Below are 16111 nucleotides of genomic sequence, written 5' to 3' on the forward strand. Positions count from 1 at the left end.
TTTAATAAACTCAAGTTTATTTAAAATCTAATATCTATATTAAAACAATCTACTATTATCAAAATGTAGATTGTTTTTTTTATTTTTATCATAATTCTAAAACATACTATGCTTAAACAATACCTACAGTTTAAATTATCTCAAAAGTTGTCTCCACAACAAATTCAATTAATGAAATTGATACAGTTGCCAACGCAAGCTTTTGAACAACGTTTAAAACAAGAGTTAGAAGAAAATCCTGCTCTTGAAGGTGGTAAAGAAGAAGTAAAAGATGAATTTGATGATGCTTTTGATAATTCTGCAGATGATTTTAATGATAATGAAACCATTGATGCTGGAGACATTAATGTTGATGATTATTTAAGTGATGATGAAATTCCTGACTATCGTACTAGTGTAAATAATTATAGTGCAGATGACGAAGAAAAAAGTGTTCCCTATGCTGCAGGAACTTCTTTCACACAACATCTTGTTAATCAATTAAACACTTATAGATTAAGTGAAGAAGAACGCAGTATTGCCGAATTTTTAGTTGGTAGTGTAGATGAGAGTGGTTACATACGTAGACAATTAATTGATATTGTAGACGATTTAGCCTTTACACAAAGTGTTTATACAGAAGAAGACAAAGTCGCAGAGGCACTTAAAATTGTTCATCAATTGGATCCTGCTGGTGTAGGTGCACGTAATTTACAAGAGTGTCTAAGCATACAACTACATCGTAAAGACAAACAACCTGATGTCCTATTGGCTGCAAATATAATTGATAATGCGTTTGATCAATTTACTAAAAAGCATTACAAAAAATTAATGCAAAAATTTGACATCACAGAGTTACAACTTAAAGATGCCATTCATGAAATAGAACGTCTTAATCCTAAACCTGGAGGCTCATATGCTGGAAATAATAAAATTGTAGAGCATGTAGTACCTGACTTTGCTATTAGAATTGTTGATGGCGAATTAGAACTTACACTTAATGGACGTAATGCTCCAGAATTACATGTTTCACGAGAGTATAGCAATATGCTTAAAGGCTATAAAGAAAGTAAAGATAAAAGTAAATCTCAAAAAGATGCTGTCTTATTTATAAAGCAAAAACTAGATGCAGCAAAATGGTTTATTGATGCTATTAAGCAAAGACAACAAACCTTATTTGTAACTATGAGTAGTATAATGCATTATCAAAAAGAATATTTTTTAACTGGTGATGAGCGCAACTTAAAACCCATGATATTAAAAGATATTGCTGACGAGATAGAAATGGATGTTTCTACAGTATCACGCGTAGCGAATAGTAAATATGTTGATACACCTTACGGAACAAAATTAATCAAAGAGTTTTTCTCTGAATCTATGACGAATGATCAAGGTGAAGAAGTTTCTACAAGAGAAATTAAAAAGATACTTGAAACTGTAATTGAAGAGGAATCTAAGAAAAAACCATTAACAGATGAATCTTTATCTAAAATTTTAAAAGAAAAAGGCTATCCAATTGCTAGACGTACAGTAGCTAAATATAGAGAGCAATTAGACATACCTGTTGCTAGATTAAGAAAAAAGATTTAAGTAGTTTAAAACACCCTAATTTGACTAAATAGACTAATAAAATTATAGTAATAAACTTAAATCTCTTTTTGAAAAAATGAAATGGCTACTTAAAAGCATATCTTATATTTTTCATCCTATAATAATGCCTTTCTTGGCTGTGCATTTTTATTTTCAAAAATCACCAAGATTTATACCTGAGCAATTAATATATGCTAAACAAATCTCTTTGTTTATTCTTACAGCTGTTTTACCAATAATGGTATATTTTTTACTTAAAACGTTAGGTCAAACAAAAAGTATACACTTAAAAACAGCAAAAGAGCGTATATTCCCTTTGCTTGTAAATAGCTTCATTATTGGCTTAATACTATACAGAGTATTTCCGTTAGACCATATTCCAGAATTATATTATTTTTTTATGGGTATTTTAATATCCAATACAACCTGTTTGTTATTAGCTATATTAAAATTTAAAGCAAGCATACACTTAATAGCAACAGGAGGAGTTGTCATGTTTTTTATAGCTTTTGCTATACATTTTAGTATTAACATTAATGGAAGCTTAGCCTTAATGGTTTTAATAACAGGAGCAGTAGCATCGTCTAGATTATACCTAAAAGCACACACAGGAAAAGAATTAATAATAGGGTTAATAATAGGGTTAACACCACAATTGATGTTATTAAAGTATTGGTTATAAAATATAAAACATTATACCAATTTTTATTTCACTAACATCCAGGTTTTCATTATTAATTTTAGCATCGTCAAACAAAGTATTTAAACCATAATACAAATGAAAATTCCAAGTAATATAACCAGCACTTAATGTTAAACCATATTGTAACTCATTAAAAGCATCAACGTTATTTAGTCTAAAATCTTCAGGTGACCCCTTATATTTTGTATCGTTAGCAAATTGGTAACCCAACTTAAAACCTGTATAAATCCTCCAAAAATCATACTCAGTTGGTGTAGATGTTCTCCATCTAAATTCAATTGGTAGTTCTATTACGTAAGTGTAAAATTTATTCTTTGAATAATCAGTATCATCATTATCTAATACAGAAAAGGTAGTAGAGTTATTGGTCTTAGAAATTAATAAATTATGATTATAAGCATTTAATGATACACCTAAACCAACACCAATAGCCTTATTACGTCTTGCATTAATAGGCATATCTCTAATGATACCAAAATGAATTCCGCTTGAAAAAGAGTTTTGACTAACTCCTAATGGCTTATTATTTAGTAAATTATAAGTAACACCCAAATAGAATTGATCTTCTCTGTATAGCGAATCAACAACGGATTTATAAGCAATAGTCTCTTGAGCAAAAACCATTGGTGTTACAAATAGTGTTAAACAAAATAATAAACAATATTTCATTGTAGGGATAAAATTATAAAACAATAAATATATAAAAAACAAAAGGTGTTTTGAAAAATCAAAACACCTTTTGCTATAAAATTAAGAGTAATATTATTTAAGTCCACTACCTTTTTTAGTAGTGTAATTAATTTTTAATTGCCCTACCTTTCTTAATTGTTGCTCTATATCTGATACAAGACCCATATTTGTTTCTTTATCAACTTTCAAAGCTGCAATTAATTGAGGTATTTCAGCTTCACGTTTAGAAGCACGCTCAGCAGCAACGAAAGATGCAATCTCATTAAGATTAGCAAACTTATCGTTTAACTGAATTTTAGCTTCTTCGCCTTGGCTTTTGTATTGATCACTAGGTTTTCCAGCGTAGATAAACATTATCAAGTTTTTCTGTCCTAGTTTTTCAGTTTCGGCAGCAGAAGGTAAATTGTTTTTAATTTTCAAACTGCTGTCTCTCATTACGGTTGCAACCATGAAAAAGAATAATAGCATGAATACAATATCTGGTAGAGATGCTGTAGAAATAGCTGGCAATTCTTTACTCCCTCCTTTTTTAAATTTTGACATAGTTTAATAAATTATTTAGGTTCTGCTTTCGAAATAATTCTAGGATATTTAGCTTTAATATTGCTAATTTTCGCCTTTAATTTTTCGCTTTTAAATTCTGGTGATTTAGAATCATCGTAAGAGGCTTCCATTTCTTTAAAAGAACGGTTGTATAGCTTCTGCGCTAAACGCTCTCTTAAAACTGAGTAAGCACTTACTAACTGATCGTAAACCACGATAAAAGTTTCGTAATCTGTAGCTCTAGAATGTGTAATAGAGATAATTGCTTTTTCTGGATGGTCTGAAGATGCTGGATCTTTTAAACCTTCACAGTAATTACATTTTTCTTTAGCTGCATTCTCTCCTCCTCCATTGTCGATAAATTTAATAGCTGCTGCTTTTAAATCCTTAATTTTCATTAGCTCATCTTCAACCAACATTTCGTTGTCTTTATTAAGCTCGACTGTAAAGATGTTTTTTTGTTTAATCTTAACATCTGGTGGTGGAATATCTGGTGGTAACTTTGAGCTAATACCAGAATCTACTTCAATAGTTGTTGTTACTAAGAAAAATATTAATAATAAGAAGGCAATGTCAGCCATAGAGCCTGCATTAACTTCTGGTGCTGATCTTTTTGCCATAATTATTTAATTAATTTTTTAATACCTGAGAATATCATTGTAGCAGCTGCTCCTAAAATAAGGATATAAAATGCTACTAATCCAGCTCCTACTAACGTAGATTCACCTTCAGTTGCTGTTATTCCGTTATAAAAATACTCTCTAGTGTCTCCACCAGAAACAGCGTATGCTATTAGTAATATTGCTACAAAAGCTCCAACACCAATTAAAGTGTTTTTAAGAGATTTTCCTCCTGTAAATAAGTTTTTGAAAACAAAAACTAAAACAAACAACAATACTAGTCCTAATATAATGTAAGCTATTATTATCATTGGCTCAATAGTAGACGTATCAGGTGTAGTTGCAGCTGCAGCTGCCTTGATAGCTTCGTCTCCTTTTGCTATGATATTAACTAAAACTCCTATACCAGCAATACTCAATACTATAGCAACTATTTTTAAAATCTTGTGCATAATCTTTAATTTTTAAAGTTAGTAATTGAGTGAATTATTTCTTGTACTTAGATAACATATCCATTAAGTTAATAGAAGAGTCTTCCATATCGTTAACGATACTATCTATTTTTGCAATAATGTAATTGTAAAAGATTTGTAATATAATTGCTACAATAAGACCAAATACAGTAGTTAATAAGGCAACTTTAATACCTCCTGCTACTAGTGATGGTTGCATATCTCCAGCTGCTTCAATTTTATCAAAAGCTTGGATCATACCAATTACTGTTCCCATGAACCCTAACATTGGTGCTAATGCAATAAATAAAGAAATCCAAGATACGTTTTTCTCTAATTGTCCCATTTGAACTCCACCATAAGCTACAACAGCTTTCTCAGCAGACTCTAAGTCTCCGTCAGCTCTGTCTAAACCTTGGTAAAAGATAGAAGCAACAGGTCCTTTTGTGTTACGACATACTTCTTTAGCAGCTTCTAAACCACCTGATTGAAGTGCCTCTTCAACATCTTGAGTTAATTTTTTAGAGTTAGTTGTAGATAAGTTTAAAAAGATAATTCTCTCTATAGCTATTGCTAAACCAAGAATTAAACATAGTAATACAATCCCCATAAACCCTGGTCCACCTTCAATAAAACGTTTTTTAAGTTCTTGGTGGAACGTTAAGTTCTCAGCATCTGCAGTTGCATCAGCAGTTGAATCATCTTGTGTAAGGACTACAGTAGTTGCAGTAGCCATTGCTGCATTAGTCGTTGCATTTGCAGTTCCGAATGCCATGATACACGCTATGGCTAGGATAGAAAATAATCTTTTCATTTTTTTGTTCTTAATTTTATTAGTTAAAGTGTTAAAGATATAAAAAAAATGCAATTAAATATAAAAATAACCAAAAGAGCTTAAGTAAACTCATACAAGTCTTACTTAAAACACTTCTAAAAACTATCAAGATATTAAACAAATATCTTGCAGAGAGGAAGGGATTCGAACCCTCGATACGCTATTAACGCATACACGCTTTCCAAGCGTGCGCCTTAAGCCACTCGGCCACCTCTCTGTAATTATAGTCAATTACAGTTGGGCAAATAACAAAAAAATATCTATAACTTAAAATTTTGAAGGTTAATTTTAAGACATTTCTCCACGTAAAGCCGTTTCATATATGGTTTTGAACAAGTTAGGAGAAATATTTTCTCCTAACAAATACATCAATTTTGAGAGTGCAGCCTCTGTTGTGATGTCTTTACCTGATATAAGACCTATTCTTTTTAGTTTTTCACTAGTTTCATATTGTCCCATTAACACACTTCCACCAGAACATTGGGTGACGTTAATAATAGGAATCCCTTTATTTATTGTATTTTTTAGTAAATTTAAAAACCAATCTTGAGTGGTACAATTTCCGGCTCCATAGGTTTCTAAAATAACACCTTTTAATCCTTCGGTTTTAAATATACTTTCTAATATATTTTTTGAAATTCCTGGAAACAGTTTTATTAATGCTATATTAGGATCTAAGTTTTTATGTACAACTAAGTTTTTTCTAGGATTTGGTTTAAACAAATACTCGTTATTAACTTTTAAATGCACACCACTTTCTGCTAAATCTGGATAATTTAAACTGGCAAATGCTTCAAAATGCTCAGCATTAATCTTTGTTGTTCGGTTAGCTCTGTAAAGCTTATATTCAAAATACAAACCGACTTCTTTTATAACTGGTTTATTATAATGTTGTAAAGAGGCAATTTGTATTGAGGTTATTAAATTTTCTTTTGCATCAGTACGTAAATCTCCAATTGGTAATTGTGACCCAGTAAATATAACTGGTTTTGCTAAATGCTCTAACATAAAGCTTAAAGCGGAAGACGTATAACTCATCGTGTCGCTTCCGTGTAAAACAACAAACCCATCAAATGCTTCATAATTATCCTCAATAACTTCAGCTATTTGAATCCAATAATCTGGATTCATGTTACTAGAATCTATTGGATCGTCAAAAGAATAAGTTTCAATGGTACATTCCAACAACTTAAGCTCTGGAATACGAACTAATAAATTTTCAAAATCAAAAGCACGTAAAGCTCCAGTTTCAGGATCTTTAATCATACCTATGGTTCCTCCTGTATATATAAGGAGAATGTTTGGAATTGTTTTAGTCATATTTAATGGCTTTATTTTAAGTTAAACACCAAAAACTTGCTTTGAATTTTTCGTTGTTAGATCTGCTATTGTTTGTTCTGTTGTCTGGTAAATCTCGGCTAATTTTTCAACCACCTTTATTATATAACTACTTTCGTTTCGTTTTCCTCTAAAAGGCTTTGGTGCTAAATAAGGTGCGTCTGTTTCTAAAACAATATGCTTTAATTCTATTTGATTTAAAAACTGATCTATTTTTCCGTTTTTAAAAGTTGCTACTCCACCAATACCTAATTTCATGTTATAAGAAATGGCTTGATGGGCTTGCTCTAAACCTCCTGTAAAACAATGAAAAATACCGAACAGGTCCTGCCCTTTTTCTTCTTCTAAAATTTCAAAAACCTCATCAAAAGCTTCTCGACAATGGATAACTATTGGTAATTGATGTTTTTTTGCCAATTGTATTTGACTTCTAAATGCTTCTTGCTGGATGGCTAATGTACTTTTGTCCCAATATAAATCTATACCTATCTCTCCAACAGCATAAAATTTATGAGTATCTAACATGTCTATAACATGCTGTAACTCGGTTTTATAATTGTCCTTGACATGTGTTGGATGCAAGCCCATCATTAAAAAAACGTTTTCGGGATAGTCTTTTTCTAATTGCAACATACTATTTGTGTAAGTGCTATCAATTGCAGGAATAAACAATCTTGAAACGCCTGTATCTAATGTACGCTGCATCATCTCTGCTCTATCATCATCAAAAGCTTCACTGTATAAATGTGTATGAGTATCTGTAATTATCATGTCGCAAAAATAAAAAAGTCATCATGGTTATGATGACTTTTGACTAAGTATTTTGCATCCTTATATATAAGATTTTTTTACTCCAGTTTTTTTAGCAAACGTTGAGCTTGGCTGTAATCATCTGCATCTTCTGGCATTGTTTTAAGTATAGTCACACATTCTTGTGTATTGTCTTGCTTTAGCTTACTTAAAGCTAGATACCACTTGGCTCTGTTTTTATAGGCTGAGCTACCTTGTGACAATGGATTTAAAATAGTTTCAGCAACGGTAAAATTATCCAGCTCTAAATTTGTAATTGCGTAGTAAAAATTATATTCTGTATTATCTGGATTTTCTTCTAATAATTGTTTTAAGTATAAATTTGCTTTATCAAATTGTTTACTATTAAAAGCTTTGGTCGTTTTAATTAATAAATCAACATTACCTGTTGTACTTCTTACTGAAAAATCTATAGCTTGATGTGTATTATAATCTGAATACCCAACCTGTGTTGTTAATTGATTATAAGCAAAAAAGCCCATTAATATAACAACACTTGCTGCTATTGCATACTTTAAAAAACTAAAGTTTTTTGTACTTGTTTGATTTGATTGTGTTTCTTTTTCTTTATTGAAATACTGAAATGCTATATTATCTAAATTTGATTTAAAATCTTTAGTTTTATTTTCATTTTTAATATCATGATCTAAGTAATCTGAAAAGTCTTTATAAATAGTAAAAGCCTTCTTAAATTCTGGATCTGAATTTAACCTAGTTTCAAAATTAATTTGATCTTTACTGGATAAGTCACCTGATAAATAGTCTTCAAAAAGGATGTAATCTTGTTCTTGCATAACACTAATAATTAAGTTGATTAAAAGTTGATGACTCTTGAACTAACTTGGTTAATTGCCCAATGCAAAGCGATTTTTTCTTTCGTGCGTAAGCATAACTTATATCTAAACTTTTGGCAACTTCTTCCATGGATTTGGTTTTAAAAGTAGCTTTAAGCAATTCTTTACAGGCTGCTCCTAATTTTTGAAACATTTGGTTAAATAAGGCTTGTTTTTTTTCAAAATCTGAGGTTTCAAAAGATAGTTCTTGTGCGTCATCATTTTTAGATAAAACCTCTTCATTAATTGTTACCTGATTTTTATTGTTTTTTTTCAAATGGTTTAACCACTTACGTTTACATAACAAAAAAAAATACGCATCAAATGGACAAGTTAATTGCAACTTTTTTTGACTGCCTTGATTGTAAATAGTAATTATTGTCTCTTGTATAATGTCCTGAGCACTATGTTCGTCTCCATTATTCTGTTTAATATAATTAACCACTTTGGGTGCAAACTTATCATAAATAGCCTGTATTATAAACGAGTTATTAGCAACTAATCCATCTACGTACTTCTGGTCATCATGTATTTTTTTTTGACTCATAAACCCTTTGATTTCAACGAATTTAAAAAAACTTTATTTAAAAAGGGTAACAATTTTTTAATGGTTTTGATATAAAGGTGTAACAGACAAAAACTATTAATCATTAAACTATAAATTATGAAACATTTAAAAACAATTTTAGGAACCTTTTTTATCAGCACAATGGTATTTACAAGCTGTAATCCAAATGATGATGGAGATAATATTACCCAACAAAACAATGTAACACCTGCTACTGAAGCACAATTTAAAAACATAAGGGATGAAGCCATTAGCAATCACACTCAAAATTTTATTTTTAATGCAGATGATGGTAATATAAGTTTAACTTCTGATAATGGAGTACAAATAAATATTAATGGGAATTGCTTAACACTAAACGGAAATCCAGTCACTGGTCAAGTAGATTTAGAATACATTGAGTTGTTTGATAAAGGTAGTATGCTTACTACTAACAAACCAACAATGGGAACACTACCAAATGGAGACAAAAGCTTATTAATCTCTGGTGGTGAGTTTTTTATAGAAGCTACACAAAACGGAAACCAATTAGCTACCAATTGTGGTCTTCAACTTATAATTCCTGCTAGTCTAACTGGTGGAGCAGATCCGTTAATGTCACTTTGGGAAGGAGAGATTGACACTGAAGACAACTTAACCTGGAATGAAGTAGATGGTCCTGCACAAGAAGGAGAAGTATTTGTAGAAGGCAATGAGTACTATGGACTTTTACAAGGTTTTGGCTGGACTAACGTGGACCGTTTTTATAGCGACACAAGACCAAAAACAGAATTATTAGTACAGGCTCCAAACGGTTACAATTTTTCAAATAGTGCTGTTTATTTATCTTATGATGGCGAAGATTCTGGATTAGCATCTTTAGATACTTATGATAATACCATTAATTTATTTAGCGAACATTATGGACAAATCCCAATTGGATTAGAATGTCACATCATTTTTGTTACCGAAGATAACGGAGTCTGGAGATATGCAATAAAACCAGTAACAATAGCAGCAAACAGCACAATAGTATTTACAATACAAGAAACTACTATTGGTACAGAAGCCACACTAACAGCTTTAATAAATGGTTTACCATAACCACTAACCTACTTAAATTTAAAAGTCAGAAATTAATTTTTCTGACTTTTTCACATATTAATCCTTTACTAAAACTAGCGTTTAATTAACTCAAACCTACCGTTAATAGATTCTCAAACAAGCATCTATTATTTTATTACTAAATTTAGTGTGCTATTAATTAATAACTAACATGAAAAAGCTGTCTTTAATACTTATTATTTTATATACCGTTTCTAGTATTGCACAACAAAAAACAGTTAGCGACACAGTTGCACGCGTTGCAACTATACAACATAAAACTAATGGTAATCAAGTACAATTTAATGCAGATGCACCAACACTAAATCAAATAGCAGGAGCACCAAAAGCATTTTACACCAACTATTGGGAGTTTGGAGATGGTACCTATAGCAAAGAAAACACTCCAACAAAAACCTATAAAAATTCTGGAGACTATCAAGTCAGACTTTGGGCTACAAACAATTACGACACTGGAAAACCTCCAACCTCAAGACCAAAAAAAATAAGAATTGATAAAACAAATGATGACTACCAAGAACAGGCCTCTATGGATCAAGCAATGGACTTACAACGTAACAGAGAGCCTGTACCAGAACAAGATATAGTCGTAATATTTAAATATAAAAACACCAAAGACTATCCAACAAACGGAAAGTTATACTTGTTTTATAATGAGCTAAAATACAATAATCCAAACTTTACAATCACAGATACCAGAACTCATCATAACGAAACCACATTAGAAAACGATGATTTAGTGTACACCTCTAAACACTACAATACTGTGTATTACGCTTCCGCGGAAAACCAAAGCGTACATGATTATGTTACTTCAATTGATTCAACCGAGAAACAAAATCTTCCGCTTACACTCGAAGAAGCCAAATCCACCTACAAAGATGTAAGCAAATTAAGTTTTGACAATATGCAACCCAACGAAGAACGCAATGTCTTTTACACCTTACAAACAACACCAGAAATGCTTAAGGACACAAGTGCAATAATTTCGGTAAGAGGTGTGTATATTCCGGATAACAACTACGACAATCATAATGTTAAAGACATGGAAATGGAAATTGTTACCTCTCATGATCCAAACAAAATGTCTTCAAACGCTACCTTTTTAAATTATAGATTGGTACGTTATAAAAAACCAAAATTTAAAATTAGATTTCAGAATAATGGAGAAGGTCCTGCAACAACCATAAAACTAGAAACAGACATACCAGATATGTTTGACAAAGCAACTATTGAAGTTTTAGATATGTATCCAAAAGTAAAAATTTGCCCAAAACACGAGGTTGACTTTAGTTGCTTAGACACAACTTACACAGCAAAACAAGCCATTTTTACTTTTAAAAACATCTATCTTCCTGGTAGCCAACAAAAAAATGTCAAGGTATACGATTCAACTAAAGGCTTTGTGCAATACAAAATTAAGTTTGGCAAGGATTTTCATAAAATAAAAACAAAATCACGTACAGCAATCATTTTTGATAAAAACGACCCTATAATCACCAATTACTCAACTACTAGGTTTTTACCAGGACTATCCATTGGTGTAAAAGCAGGTTACAATTCGTTTTCAGATTTAGACAATTCCAAAAGTTATTTTGTTGGTGCCACAGTTTCTCCTTACAAATCCTATAAATGGTATTGGCAAATAGAACTTTTAAATAGTTTTCATCAATACGATGGACAGACTAATGTAACAAATACGTTTGTAGAAAACACACCTGTTGGCTTTCCTTATTATGAACGCACCACAACAACTTCAACTTATGACAATATAGATTGGGAAATACCAATTTTGGCTAGATATAATATTAATAATTACATTGGTTTAGGCACTGGTTTACAAGGTATGCTATCTATAAGCGAAAAAAGTAAAAACACTACCACAACTGCATATTTTGAAGATGAAGCTGGAACATTTGCTGTCCCTAACTTAAGCACAAGTATTAATGAAGACTATAAGTCATCGTCATTTACCAATTTTAGAACAGGTATTTTACTAGAGGCTACAGCTGGTTTTGCTAGAATAGGACCAAGTGTAGGTGCACGTTATGTTTTTAGCTTTAAAGAAAACTATAATTACATGCAGTTTTATGCCATTTGGAAATTTTAATTTTTACAAATGAAATTTAGCCTTTTCATAATTACCTTTCTTGCTTTTGGCAGTACACTATCTCAAGATTTAGAAGAAGCTATTTACCTAGCAACCGAAACTTTTAACTCTAAAAGGAGTCCTACTACCTACTCTACACTTTTAAAAACAGAAAACACTTTAAAAAAAAATCTAGTAACTAAAGATCATTATTTTGCTTACTTATTTTTACTGGTTAACAAAGCTAATTATTTAGATAATAGTAATAAACAAACCGAAGCAATACAGGTTTACGAAGACGCTTTACAGCTATACAATACACAGCAATTAAATACTATTTTTAAATATGATATTACAGAATATTGTTTAAAACCCTTAGGTATATTATACAATAAGATAGGAGATTATACCAATGCAGAAAACACTATTAAACACTATATTTTTCTTGCAGAAAAGAAAAATAATAACAAACATCGTATTAGTGGAGCCATAAATTTAGCTCAACTATATTACACTATCGGTAATTATAAAGCTGCAATTAAAATTGCTACAGCTGGATTGCAACTACACTCTATTTTAGATACTCAAAAACAAAAATTAAAACGCATCATAACCAATTGCTCTATTAAAACCCAAAATATAAATGAGACTAAAATAGTACACAGTAATCCTGATAACGAAACACAGTATCAATTAGCATTAAAAAACAAAGATTACAAACTAGCATTACATTACTTTCAATTAAAATATGTGTCTTTAAAAAAAGAATTACTTTCGGTAAGAGATAAAGCAAAGTTACAGTTTGAAGAAGCCCAACTTCATTATAAATTAAACGATTTTAAAAATTCATCAAAACAATTACAACTAGCTTTAAAAACGTTATTACCAAATTACAATTCAAAAACACTTCCTAAACAAGAAGATTTATATGCCGAAAACACCTTTATTGACATTTTTGATTTATTGGCAAGACTCCAAACCAATTATAAAAAAAGTTTATCGTGTTATGACCTTAGTTTTTATGTTTCTAATGTATTAACTAAAAATCTAACCTCTCAGGAAGCAAAATTAATGCATTTGTCCAATAATAGAAAGCGAAGTGAATCTTGCATATCTCTATTATATGACCAATATACTACCAATACAGACTCGACATTAATAGTTAATGCATTTAAGTACGCTGAAAAAAATAAAGCTTCCGTATTAAAAGAAACCATAGGTAAAACTTCATTATTACAATTACACCCAAAAGACAGTTTATTAATACAAGAGCAAATCCGATTACAGGAACAAGAGCGATTAACCAATAAATTGATAAAAGCACAATACCAACAAGACGCCAAACTAATAAATAGTTTAAGTCAAGATTTATTAGAGGTTAGTCAAACTTTAAAACAGTTAAATCATCAAATTAATCTAAAGTACTCAGGTATAAATCCATCTGAAGTTTCAATTAAAAAACTACAGCAAAAATTAGCAGAAGACCAAGCTATTTTAATCGAATATTTTTATGGTGAAACAACTATATTTCAGTTTAAAATTTCCGCGAAAGCGATAGCTTTTTTTAAAATAAAAAAAACTCCTGAATTTGAAACTGCTATAACTAACTACATAACGTATTTTGATAATTCTTCTAACATTAATAATAATATAACCCAATATACTACTGATGCTTATCAGTTATATCAATTGTTAGGATTTAATCATGTGAAGGGACAAACTAATGTTATTGTGATTGCAGATAGCTTTTTAAATTTTATTCCTTTTGAAACACTTTTAACCCAACAAACATCTACACAAAGCTTTTCTAAAATGCCTTTTGTGGCCAAAACACAAGTATTAGCCCATAACACAAGTGCATTATTTTACCTAAATCAAAATCCTTTTATTTACAGTAATAAAGTATTAGGTGTGTTTCCTGTTTTTGAAAACACAAATACGACACTAACCCACTCTTTAAAAGAGGCAGAAAGCATCAAAAAAAATAGTAACGCAAAGTTTTTGATGTATAACAAAGCTACTAAAAATGAAGCTTTACAACAGGCAAAAAATTATGATGTATTACACTTATCAACACATGCCAATAGCGGAACTTTTAGAATACCAGCTAACATAGACTTTATTGATCAAAAATTATTTTTAAACGAATTATACAGCCTTAAATTAAACAACAACTTAGTAGTTTTAAGTGCTTGCGAAACTGGTATTGGTAGATTACACAAAGGAGAAGGTAGTATGAATTTACCTAGAGGTTTTCAGTACGCTGGAATAGAGAATATTTTATTTTCTTTATGGAAAATTAATGATTTATCTACCTCTCAAGTCATGGCTTCTTTTTATAAACATTACAAGTCAACACATTCTGCTTTTGTTGCTAATCATTTATCAAAAATAGATTACCTAAATAATAAAGCTATTTCTAACATTAAGAAATCTCCTTATTACTGGAGTCCGTTTATATATTATGGTGCAGTTACAGCAAAAAACAACACTTATAACTTAAATTATCTTCTTTTTACTTTTGTTGGTATGGCAATTGCTTTACTTTTATACTTTGTAATACGAAAAAGATAAATGGATAATAGTTTAAAGGATTTTTTATTTGATAAAGGTTATACTAGAGTCAAATTAAAATTAACAAAAACCAACCATTTTGAAGTCAAAGCTTCTATAAACGGAATTAAAGGTTTTTTTATTTTAGATACAGGAGCATCAAACAGTTGTGTTGGATTTGAAGCGACTCCAAAATTTATACTAAAAAAGGTTAAAGACTCTAAAATATTAGCTGCTGGAGCTGGAGCTACAGATATGCAAACGCAAGTATCCAAGAATAATACTATTAAGATAGGTAAAATAAAAATAAATAAACTAGCTTTAGTATTATTTGATTTAAGCCACGTTAACCTTGCACTATCAAACCACAACGCACAAACTGTTGATGGTATAATTGGAGCAGACATTTTAAAAAAAGTAAAAGCTATTATAGATTACGAAAAAAAGTATTTGTATTTAAAAAAATTAGTCTAACATGTTAGTTTTTTATAATTTTAATACTCTCAATCAACTCCCAAAAAAATAAAAAAACATGAGTGTTTCCATTGTCATCGCAGATGACCACCCTTTAATGCTACGAGGTTTATCAGACTTTATTACTTCTAAAGGTTTTAATATTATAGGAAGTGCTAAAGATGGTCAAACAGCATATAATTTAATTGTAAAATTAAAACCAGACGTTGCGTTATTGGACATAAGAATGCCAAAAATGACTGGTTTAGAAGTTGCAGAAGCTTGTTTTAAAAATGAATTAGAAACCAAAATCATACTAATTACCTTTGATAATGAAGAGCATTTGTTTGATAAAGCTAGAGCTTGTAACGTGTATGGTTACATTTTAAAAGAGTTTGCAGTTGAAGAAATAGAAACATGCATTGCTAATGTTATAAAAGGAGAACCTTATTTTAGTGAAGAAATAGCTTCGTATTTAAACTCAAAAGTTACATATAGTAGCGACTCGTTATTAGAAAAGCTTACACCTACAGAAATTAAAGTAGTAAAGCTTTTAGCTGAAAAATTAAGCACTACAGATATTTCAAAACAACTTATGAGTTCTCCTAGAACCATTGAAAAACACCGTAGTAATATTGTAAAAAAACTTGATCTAAAAAGGTCTCATAACGAATTAATGTTATGGGCTAATCTTAATAAAGAGGTTATTAAAAATACGTAGTTCTACGTATTTTATAAGTCCCAAATTGATTATACCTTTACGATGGTTATTAATCAATTTTGGGAGAATTGATAAGGCTCTAAAACAGTTTACTGTTTTAGGGCTTTTTTTTGATACCTACTACAAATAAAAAATACGTAGTTCTACGTATTTCATATATCACTCATAATCAGTATATTTACAGTGCTGAATAATCAATTTATGAGAGAATTGATAAAGCTCTGAAACGG

General features: G+C 30.4%; 16 protein-coding genes and 1 tRNA gene. 7 read left to right on the top strand and 10 right to left on the bottom strand.

The genetic code is table 11. The features are described 5' to 3' along the window. Positions 1-108: 108 nt before the first annotated feature. Positions 109-1569, top strand: coding sequence for an RNA polymerase factor sigma-54 (rpoN, locus tag ITB9_RS09470; RefSeq protein ID WP_054852037.1), 1461 nt, complete (start codon positions 109-111; stop codon positions 1567-1569). Positions 1570-1645: 76 nt separating this feature from the next. Further along, complete coding sequence (locus ITB9_RS09475) at positions 1646-2251, top strand: hypothetical protein (protein WP_054852038.1); 606 nt, start codon at positions 1646-1648, stop codon at positions 2249-2251. Here ITB9_RS09475 and ITB9_RS09480 read toward each other — a convergent pair. The 10 genes from ITB9_RS09480 to ITB9_RS09525 all read right to left on the bottom strand — a co-directional run bounded on the left by ITB9_RS09480 (position 2246) and on the right by ITB9_RS09525 (position 8940). Further along, entirely contained in the window at positions 2246-2941 is a 696-nt protein-coding gene (locus ITB9_RS09480; RefSeq protein ID WP_054852039.1) for a porin family protein, read from the bottom strand. The two genes, ITB9_RS09475 and ITB9_RS09480, sit on opposite strands and share 6 nt — an antisense overlap. 93 nt (positions 2942-3034) lie before the next feature. Continuing rightward, positions 3035-3505, bottom strand: a complete 471-nt coding sequence (locus ITB9_RS09485) for a biopolymer transporter ExbD (RefSeq protein WP_054852040.1) — start codon at positions 3503-3505, stop codon at positions 3035-3037. Between the two features lie 11 nt (positions 3506-3516). After that, positions 3517-4125: a biopolymer transporter ExbD gene (locus ITB9_RS09490; protein WP_054852041.1), complete on the bottom strand. Its 609-nt coding sequence runs from the start codon at positions 4123-4125 to the stop codon at positions 3517-3519. A 2-nt stretch (positions 4126-4127) separates the two neighbouring features. Beyond that, positions 4128-4577, bottom strand: a complete 450-nt coding sequence (locus ITB9_RS09495; RefSeq protein WP_028289156.1) for a hypothetical protein — start codon at positions 4575-4577, stop codon at positions 4128-4130. A gap of 34 nt (positions 4578-4611) precedes the next feature. After that, the gene (locus tag ITB9_RS09500) at positions 4612-5391 is read right to left on the bottom strand and encodes a MotA/TolQ/ExbB proton channel family protein (protein ID WP_028289157.1); all 780 of its coding nucleotides are present in this window, start codon (positions 5389-5391) and stop codon (positions 4612-4614) included. Between the two features lie 150 nt (positions 5392-5541). Beyond that, positions 5542-5629: transfer RNA gene (locus tag ITB9_RS09505), tRNA-Ser, on the bottom strand. A gap of 71 nt (positions 5630-5700) precedes the next feature. Beyond that, positions 5701-6732, bottom strand: a complete 1032-nt coding sequence (locus ITB9_RS09510; RefSeq protein ID WP_054852042.1) for an asparaginase — start codon at positions 6730-6732, stop codon at positions 5701-5703. Positions 6733-6753: 21 nt separating this feature from the next. Beyond that, positions 6754-7521 (bottom strand): TatD family hydrolase, encoded by a 768-nt coding sequence (locus ITB9_RS09515; protein ID WP_054852043.1) that lies wholly within the window; start codon positions 7519-7521, stop codon positions 6754-6756. A gap of 77 nt (positions 7522-7598) precedes the next feature. Further along, the gene (locus ITB9_RS09520) at positions 7599-8354 is read right to left on the bottom strand and encodes a tetratricopeptide repeat protein (protein ID WP_054852044.1); all 756 of its coding nucleotides are present in this window, start codon (positions 8352-8354) and stop codon (positions 7599-7601) included. Between the two features lie 4 nt (positions 8355-8358). Next, the gene (locus ITB9_RS09525) at positions 8359-8940 is read right to left on the bottom strand and encodes an RNA polymerase sigma factor (protein ID WP_054852045.1); all 582 of its coding nucleotides are present in this window, start codon (positions 8938-8940) and stop codon (positions 8359-8361) included. 117 nt (positions 8941-9057) lie between these two features. Here ITB9_RS09525 and ITB9_RS09530 point away from each other — a divergent pair, with 117 nt between their 5' ends. From ITB9_RS09530 to ITB9_RS09550, 5 genes are all read left to right on the top strand, one after another. Further along, entirely contained in the window at positions 9058-10044 is a 987-nt protein-coding gene (locus ITB9_RS09530) for a hypothetical protein (RefSeq protein WP_054852046.1), read from the top strand. 172 nt (positions 10045-10216) lie between these two features. After that, positions 10217-12175: a PKD domain-containing protein gene (locus tag ITB9_RS09535; RefSeq protein ID WP_054852047.1), complete on the top strand. Its 1959-nt coding sequence runs from the start codon at positions 10217-10219 to the stop codon at positions 12173-12175. Positions 12176-12184: 9 nt separating this feature from the next. Further along, positions 12185-14728 (top strand): CHAT domain-containing protein, encoded by a 2544-nt coding sequence (locus tag ITB9_RS09540; RefSeq protein ID WP_054852048.1) that lies wholly within the window; start codon positions 12185-12187, stop codon positions 14726-14728. Then, a complete protein-coding gene (locus tag ITB9_RS09545; protein WP_028606630.1) occupies positions 14729-15181 on the top strand; it encodes a retropepsin-like aspartic protease in 453 nt (150 codons plus the stop codon). 58 nt (positions 15182-15239) lie between these two features. Further along, positions 15240-15881, top strand: coding sequence for a response regulator transcription factor (locus ITB9_RS09550; RefSeq protein WP_028289165.1), 642 nt, complete (start codon positions 15240-15242; stop codon positions 15879-15881). Positions 15882-16111 lie beyond the last annotated feature (230 nt).

This window comes from Olleya sp. ITB9 (assembly GCF_001315805.1).
Taxonomy (GTDB): domain Bacteria; phylum Bacteroidota; class Bacteroidia; order Flavobacteriales; family Flavobacteriaceae; genus Olleya; species Olleya sediminilitoris.

What these genes read in the sequence shown, in the direction of transcription:
- rpoN (WP_054852037.1), top strand. Translation starts at nt 109, where the DNA reads ATGCTTAAACAATACCTACAGTTTAAATTATCTCAAAAGTTGTCTCCA.
- ITB9_RS09475 (WP_054852038.1), top strand. Translation starts at nt 1,646, where the DNA reads ATGAAATGGCTACTTAAAAGCATATCTTATATTTTTCATCCTATAATA.
- ITB9_RS09480 (WP_054852039.1), bottom strand. Translation starts at nt 2,941, where the DNA reads ATGAAATATTGTTTATTATTTTGTTTAACACTATTTGTAACACCAATG.
- ITB9_RS09485 (WP_054852040.1), bottom strand. Translation starts at nt 3,505, where the DNA reads ATGTCAAAATTTAAAAAAGGAGGGAGTAAAGAATTGCCAGCTATTTCT.
- ITB9_RS09490 (WP_054852041.1), bottom strand. Translation starts at nt 4,125, where the DNA reads ATGGCAAAAAGATCAGCACCAGAAGTTAATGCAGGCTCTATGGCTGAC.
- ITB9_RS09495 (WP_028289156.1), bottom strand. Translation starts at nt 4,577, where the DNA reads ATGCACAAGATTTTAAAAATAGTTGCTATAGTATTGAGTATTGCTGGT.
- ITB9_RS09500 (WP_028289157.1), bottom strand. Translation starts at nt 5,391, where the DNA reads ATGAAAAGATTATTTTCTATCCTAGCCATAGCGTGTATCATGGCATTC.
- ITB9_RS09510 (WP_054852042.1), bottom strand. Translation starts at nt 6,732, where the DNA reads ATGACTAAAACAATTCCAAACATTCTCCTTATATATACAGGAGGAACC.
- ITB9_RS09515 (WP_054852043.1), bottom strand. Translation starts at nt 7,521, where the DNA reads ATGATAATTACAGATACTCATACACATTTATACAGTGAAGCTTTTGAT.
- ITB9_RS09520 (WP_054852044.1), bottom strand. Translation starts at nt 8,354, where the DNA reads ATGCAAGAACAAGATTACATCCTTTTTGAAGACTATTTATCAGGTGAC.
- ITB9_RS09525 (WP_054852045.1), bottom strand. Translation starts at nt 8,940, where the DNA reads ATGAGTCAAAAAAAAATACATGATGACCAGAAGTACGTAGATGGATTA.
- ITB9_RS09530 (WP_054852046.1), top strand. Translation starts at nt 9,058, where the DNA reads ATGAAACATTTAAAAACAATTTTAGGAACCTTTTTTATCAGCACAATG.
- ITB9_RS09535 (WP_054852047.1), top strand. Translation starts at nt 10,217, where the DNA reads ATGAAAAAGCTGTCTTTAATACTTATTATTTTATATACCGTTTCTAGT.
- ITB9_RS09540 (WP_054852048.1), top strand. Translation starts at nt 12,185, where the DNA reads ATGAAATTTAGCCTTTTCATAATTACCTTTCTTGCTTTTGGCAGTACA.
- ITB9_RS09545 (WP_028606630.1), top strand. Translation starts at nt 14,729, where the DNA reads ATGGATAATAGTTTAAAGGATTTTTTATTTGATAAAGGTTATACTAGA.
- ITB9_RS09550 (WP_028289165.1), top strand. Translation starts at nt 15,240, where the DNA reads ATGAGTGTTTCCATTGTCATCGCAGATGACCACCCTTTAATGCTACGA.